A 6,124-nucleotide genomic window follows, 5' to 3' on the forward strand; every position below is an offset into this window, starting at 1 on the left:
GGGGACCCTCTCAGTCACCTTCGGTGACAGCTCTCCCAGAGGGAGAGCCAAGAGGGGGGGATGGAAGAAAGCGGGGGGATGGGATGCCATCCCCCCGCTCGGGGTTTTGCTCAGCTTGGGGTTTTGCTCAGCCGATGATGTTGCCGTACTGGTCCACGATGACCTGCTGGCCGTCGGGGAGGGTGAACTTGTACAGGCCGGGGCCGATGCTGTCGGGGAATTCACCGCCAGGTTCAGTGGAACCGGCGCCGACTATCCCATTGGTATCCAAAACCGGGCTGAGACGAGGATCCGTATAAATCATGATGCTCTCCTTTTCTCACTCCCAAATGGTGCGGGTGTTGTAATGCAGGGTATGGGCGCTGCCGTGGACCTCGGTGCCGTCCAGGGTGATCCAATAGGGGGTGACCTCCAGGTCGCCGGTGCCGGAGAGGCTCTTATCAGCCAGCATGAGCTTGGCGTCACGGGCCGCGCCGAACAGGTTGGCGGGAGTCTTGAAGATCCGATAACGGCTGGCGTAGGAGACGTCGAGCTTCTGGCCATTGACCATGATGCCGGAGGCCTGATAGTTGGCGGGGTTATCCACGGCAGAGATCAGGGTGACGCCACGGAGACGGAACAGACCGATGCGGCTGTAAGCCAGGTCCAGATAGGAGTCGCTGACGTACTTGGCGTAGATGGTGGTGTCCTGGGTAACCTGGTCCAGGTCAGCGGGGGTGGTGTAGGCCTGGTCGGCGAACCAACCGGCAAAGACCTTGCCGGCGGGGGCCTGGTAGGCCACCTGGTCACGGACGCCGGTACCGGCGGAAACGGTAAGCTCGTAGGTCTTGGCCGCATCCACCACGGTGACGTTGACATTCTCCACAGCGGGCTCAGACTCATTGACCAGCATGCTGGCACGGAGGGCCAGCGTGGTCTGGGTGCTGACGTTTTCAACGTACTTGTACACAGGCTCAATCCGCTTTCCGGAATCCGGGTTCTTGGCGGGATCATGCTGATTCTCCTGGAAGGTGTAGGTACGGCTGCGGACACCCTCGACATGGACGCCGTCCAGGGTGACCCAGTAGGCCTTGTAGGTGACGGGCACTTGATTCTGGAAGTCCGTAAATTCGTTGCCCAACAGGCGATGGCCAGTGATATAGCCATCGTCAACGACCTGACCCTGGCTGTCCGTGGGATTGGCGTTTTCATTCAGGGTCAGACCTACCTCCTGCTTTTTGACTTTACCTTTTTGCAGATACCAGGTCTCAACAACATCTTTCAGGTTAGGCTCCTTGAAATACTCCAGTCTCTGGTACACGGTGGCCTTGTTGTTGTTATTCACATCGGTACCTTCTGTCAGTTCGCTGCAATTGGAGGAGATATAGGTTCCCTCGTTGTCCCCAAACTTCACATAGAGGCCGGCGTCCCGATAGAGGAGACGGTCCACCTCGGACAGGAGGTACATCTGGGTCACGGTCCAGCCCTTAGGCTGGTGACTGGACACCCAGAAGGCGAAGGGGCGCAGATAGGTGTCGGGGACTTCCCAGATATAATAGGTGGCGTTCTCGGTGGGGTTCAGCTCCATGGGGTTGCCCTGCTCCTGGACGTCCTTGTGGACGGTGGTGCAGGTCTCCTCGTTAAAGGTGCCGCCATAGAGGTGATTCGCGGTGACGACGGAGGTGAGGTTGAACTCCTTGTAGCACCACAGGGGATAGCCTTTACGACCGGTCTCCTGGCCGAAGTTCTTGCCCTGGTCATTCACGCAGCTCTCCACATGGGCAACGGTGAAGAAGGGGACATAGACCGTGGGGGTCTTGAAGTTGGCAAATGCAGTCTCCGCGTCAGCGGAAGCATAGATGCCGGAAGCAGGGCCGTTGGTGTCAACCGAACCGGTGGCGTCCGGATCAAGGACGATGGGAATCTCCACCACCAGCTTCTTGCCGTGGCTCTTACTGCCGCCTACGTCATACTGGTCAACCCAGTTGGCGGCATAGTCAAAGTCGGTGACGTTGATGGTCTTGTTGTCGTCGGCAACGGTGACATCATACTTATCCGCGTCGGGAGTGGTTTTCCAAGTGTAGGTATAGGTGCCGTCCGCATTCTTGGTGCTGGACTCGCAGGACACGCTGTAGGCCTTGATGTCGCCGTCCGTGTAACCCTCCGGCAACGTGAAGGAATCAGAAATCACGTCGCGAAGGACGGAGGTTCTGGTCAACTCGACAGGCGTGGAGCCGATGGTCTGGCTAATGGACTTGAATACATCGTTCAGACTATTGGCGTTGCTGGCTGCAAGGTAATAGCTGCTGCCACTCTTTTCGCCGCCATCTCGCAGAGACTTCGCGTTCTGGAAATTGCTGGAAGTATAATGCATGTAGCGGTTGGCGGCTACGAGCTGTTTCTCCGCGTCTCGGCGGTTACCATAATCAAAGTTTGTATCGATGTTACTGTTGGGGTTTGCACCGGAAAAAATACCAACGGTGTAAACAGTCGCGCCGTACGTTCTCTTGCTGGTCTGTGCACTTGCGATGGCATTGTCACAAAGTGTGTAGTTGATGTTATCCGTTCCATTCTCTGCGGGATAACCGTCCGTGAACATAATCACAACTCGGCCCCTCTGCCCATCGCCCGAAATGGGATTTGCGTCAAAAATCGAATTGGCCATGTCCAAGCCCGTCGCCGGGTAAGTGTCACCGCCAGCCTGCAAGCCACTTACCGCATTTTTGACTTGCGTCAGGCCGCGAGACGTGTCCATATCAACCAGACCATTCGTCAAGTTGTATGCTTCACTTGCAAACTCAACGACAGCAATACGATAATTAACATCATCTTCACCGCCATACTGGCCGTCTGAGCCCTTTGCCTTGGCAGCAACGGATTCGGCGAAGTTGTTCACAGCGGTTTTCAGGGCGGTCAAGCGCCTGTCCTTATCAGCCACATCCCATATATTTCCGTCAAAGTCGCGTGACATAGAGCTGGAAGTGTCCAGAACCAAGACGATATCCAAGGGAATCTCCTTGGTATCCGTTCGGGTAGTGCCGGTGGCGAAAGCCTCCAGGGTCAGCAGGAACTGGTCGTCCCCCTCGCCTTTCGTGACGGTCTTGGACATGACCAGGCCGCCGTTGTTCTCCCCGCTCGCGCCTTCATACACGACGCGAGGCGAACCATTGCCGGCGCTGTCCCCCTCGCCCGCGGCGAAGGACGGCAGGGCCACCAGAGACAGGGCCATGACCAGCGCCAGCACGAGTGCCAACGCCCGTTTCCATGTTTTCATTTTCTCATTCCTCCCATTTCGTTTATTTTGGGGGCCGGGCGGCCCCAATTGACTTGGGTTCTGCAGGGACAGTTCTGGATGGTATCCATGTACACCATTCCGATATCGTTTGCAAGAGGTTTTGGGACTTGTTTGCGATATTTTTACGCCCGCTTGGCATTATATCACAAAGGGGTGTCGAATGCAAGTGTATTCTGGGGAAACCGGGGTGGACGGAGGGGGGCGGGGGTGGTATAATGGGGAGGATAACCGACAGAAAAGGAGGGGTTTGACCATGAACGAGAAGAAGCAGAGCGGGTATCCCCAGGAGGACCCCAGGGAGGCGCTGGAGCGGCTGATGCAGGATAAGCCGCTGAAAAGGCCGGGGGGCAAGGACCGGAAGGAGCCGCCCATCATGGCGGTGTATGCCGCGCCGGTGATCAAGGAAGAGAAATGAGCGGGTTCCGGCTGGAGAGCTGCGTGTGGGAGCTGACGCTGGCGTGCTGCTTCGGATGCAGGTACTGCGGGTCCGCCGGGGGGCGGGCCAGGGCGGACGAGCTGTCCACGGCGGAGTGCCTGGACACGGCAGACCAGCTGGCAGAGCTGGGGTGCCGGAGGGTGTCGCTGATCGGGGGCGAGGTGTTCCTGCGGCGGGACTGGGCGCAGATCGCCGGGCGGCTCACCGGGCTGGGCGTCCGGGTGGACGTGATCACCAACGGGTACATGATGTCGCCGGAGGTGCTGGAACAGCTGAAGCAGGCGGGGGTGTCGTCGGTGGCAGTGTCCATCGACGGACCGGAGGACGTGCATGACGCCGGGCGGCAGGCCGGGAGTTTTAAGCGGGCCATGGAGGCCGTCCGGGCGCTGACGGCGGCGGGGATGCCGGTGTCGGTGATCTCCACCCTGCGGCGGGACTGCATGGGGCGGCTGGAGGAGCTGTACCGGGTGCTGGAGGGGTCCGGCATTGCCGCGTGGCAGCTGCAGGCGTGCTCGCCTATGGGCAATGCCGCCCGGGGGCTGGACTGGCGCATCGACCCGGCGGAGGTCATCGCTTTCGTGATGCGGCACCGGGCGGAAGCGCCGTTTATGCTGGGGGCGGCCGACAACGTGGGGTACTTTACAGATGAGGAGCTGCGCCTGCGGGGGGCCGATGGGGCCTGCTTCCAGGGGTGCAGGGCGGGTATCTCCGCCATAGGCATCGACAGCGCGGGCAATGTGCGGGGGTGCGAGTCGCTGTACGATGAGCGGTTCAACGAGGGGAATCTGCGGCAGCGGAGGCTGCGGGATATCTGGGAGGACCCAGGGGCCTTTGCGTACAATCGGCAGTTCCGGCGGGAGATGCTGACGGGAAGCTGCGCCCGGTGCCGGATGGGGCCATGGTGCGCCGGGGGGTGCCGGTCGTATAACTATTTCGTGCACGGGAAGCTGTACGAAAGTCCGGCGTGTGCAGGCGGGGCCAAATAAGGGGCAGACAGAGTCGTCCGCCCCTACGAATGTTCTATCGACAGTTTGCCTGTAGGGGCCGGGTTTTACCCGACCCAAAAGCAACGGACCGGTGGGCGGGGCGGAGCCCGCGCCCCTGCGGAGCGTTAACGGCAGGACATCCTGTCGGGCGGGCAATCCGCAGAATTCCACAGAAAAAGACTGCGGCGGTGAGCCGCAGTCTTTTTTCGGAGATGGGGTTTATCGGGCCTTGTCGAACTCCTGGGACACCTGCTCCAGCAGCTGGCGGATGGGCAGGTGCTGGGGGCAGGCCTTTTCGCACTTGCCGCACTTGATGCAGTCGGAGGCCCGGCGGCCCGGGGCGGTGTGCACCTCGTCATAGTACAGGTGGGCGTTCCAGTCGTGGTGAATCTGCTTGGTGTTCATGATGGCGAACAGGTCCGGAATGGAGATGTGCTTGGGACAGCCGTCGGTGCAGTAGCGGCAGGCGGTGCAGGGAATGAGATTCTTGCTGTGGAAGATCTCCTGCACCCGGCGGACAGCGGCCATCTCCGTCTCGTCCAGGGGGCGGAAGTCCTTCATGCAGGCGGTGTTTTCCCGGACCTGCTCCACGCTGCCCATGCCGGAGAGCACCACCCGGATCCCCGGGAAGCTGCCCACAAAGCGCAGGGCATAGCTGGCGGGGGCGCCGCCGTGGAGGCCGTCCAGCACCGCCCGGGCGTCCGGCGGCAGGTTGACCAGGCTGCCGCCCTTGGCGGGCTCCATCACCAGCACCGGCTTGTTGTGCCGGCGGCAGACCTCGTAGCACCTGCGGCTCTGGACCGCGGGGTCGTCATAATCCAGATAGTTGAATTGCAGCTGCACCACCTCGATATCCGGGTAGTCTGTCAGAATCTGCTCCAGCACCTCCGCCCGGTCGTGGAAGGAGATGCCCACATGGCGGATTTTGCCCTCGGCCTTCAGGGCAAAGGCCGTTTCATAGGCCCGGCAGGCCTTGAAATGGTCGTAGTTGGTGAGGCCCTGGGCGTGCATCAGGTAGAAGTCGAAATACTCCACGCCGCAGGCCTGGAGCTGGGCCTCAAACAGCGGGCGGATGTCCGCCTGGCTCTTGAAAAAACAGTCGGTGAGCTTGTCGGTGAGGACAAAACGGTCCCGGGGGTAGCGGCGGGCCAGGCACTCCCGCAGGGCCAGCTCGCTCTGGCCCTGGAGGTAGCCGTGGGCGGTGTCGAAATAGTTGAAGCCCGCCTCCAGGAAGGCGTCCACCATGCGGTTCATCTCGTCGATGACCACTTCCCCGTCCTTCATGGGCAGGCGCATGCCGCCGAAGCCCAGAATCCCTTTGATTCGTTCCATGATATGTCTCCTTATTATAATGGTTCTGTGATTCCCGCAGGAAAAGGGCGGACAGGGTCGTCCGCCCCTACGGTGGTGTGGCGGGAAAGTAAACGA

General features: G+C 60.5%; 5 protein-coding genes. 2 read left to right on the forward strand and 3 right to left on the reverse strand.

Annotated features, from left to right (window positions below):
* Positions 1-127: 127 nt before the first annotated feature.
* Both LKD37_RS16600 and LKD37_RS16605 read right to left on the reverse strand, forming a co-directional pair.
* Entirely contained in the window at positions 128-304 is a 177-nt protein-coding gene (locus LKD37_RS16600) for a hypothetical protein (protein ID WP_302930195.1), read from the reverse strand.
* Between the two features lie 15 nt (positions 305-319).
* Positions 320-3,253 (reverse strand): vWA domain-containing protein, encoded by a 2,934-nt coding sequence (locus tag LKD37_RS16605; protein ID WP_302930196.1) that lies wholly within the window; start codon positions 3,251-3,253, stop codon positions 320-322.
* 274 nt (positions 3,254-3,527) lie between these two features.
* On the opposite strand from LKD37_RS16605, the gene LKD37_RS16610 reads away from it, so the two are divergent.
* Positions 3,528-3,689: a hypothetical protein gene (locus LKD37_RS16610; RefSeq protein WP_302930197.1), complete on the forward strand. Its 162-nt coding sequence runs from the start codon at positions 3,528-3,530 to the stop codon at positions 3,687-3,689.
* Complete coding sequence (locus tag LKD37_RS16615) at positions 3,686-4,696, forward strand: radical SAM/SPASM domain-containing protein (protein WP_302930198.1); 1,011 nt, start codon at positions 3,686-3,688, stop codon at positions 4,694-4,696. Before LKD37_RS16610 ends, LKD37_RS16615 begins: the two co-directional genes overlap by 4 nt.
* Positions 4,697-4,915: 219 nt before the next feature.
* Here the strand turns inward: LKD37_RS16615 and LKD37_RS16620 are convergent, their stop codons facing one another.
* The gene (locus LKD37_RS16620) at positions 4,916-6,028 is read right to left on the reverse strand and encodes an aldo/keto reductase (protein ID WP_302930199.1); all 1,113 of its coding nucleotides are present in this window, start codon (positions 6,026-6,028) and stop codon (positions 4,916-4,918) included.
* Positions 6,029-6,124 lie beyond the last annotated feature (96 nt).

Source organism: Brotocaccenecus cirricatena (genome assembly GCF_020687045.1).
GTDB lineage: Bacteria > Bacillota > Clostridia > Oscillospirales > Oscillospiraceae > Vescimonas > Vescimonas cirricatena.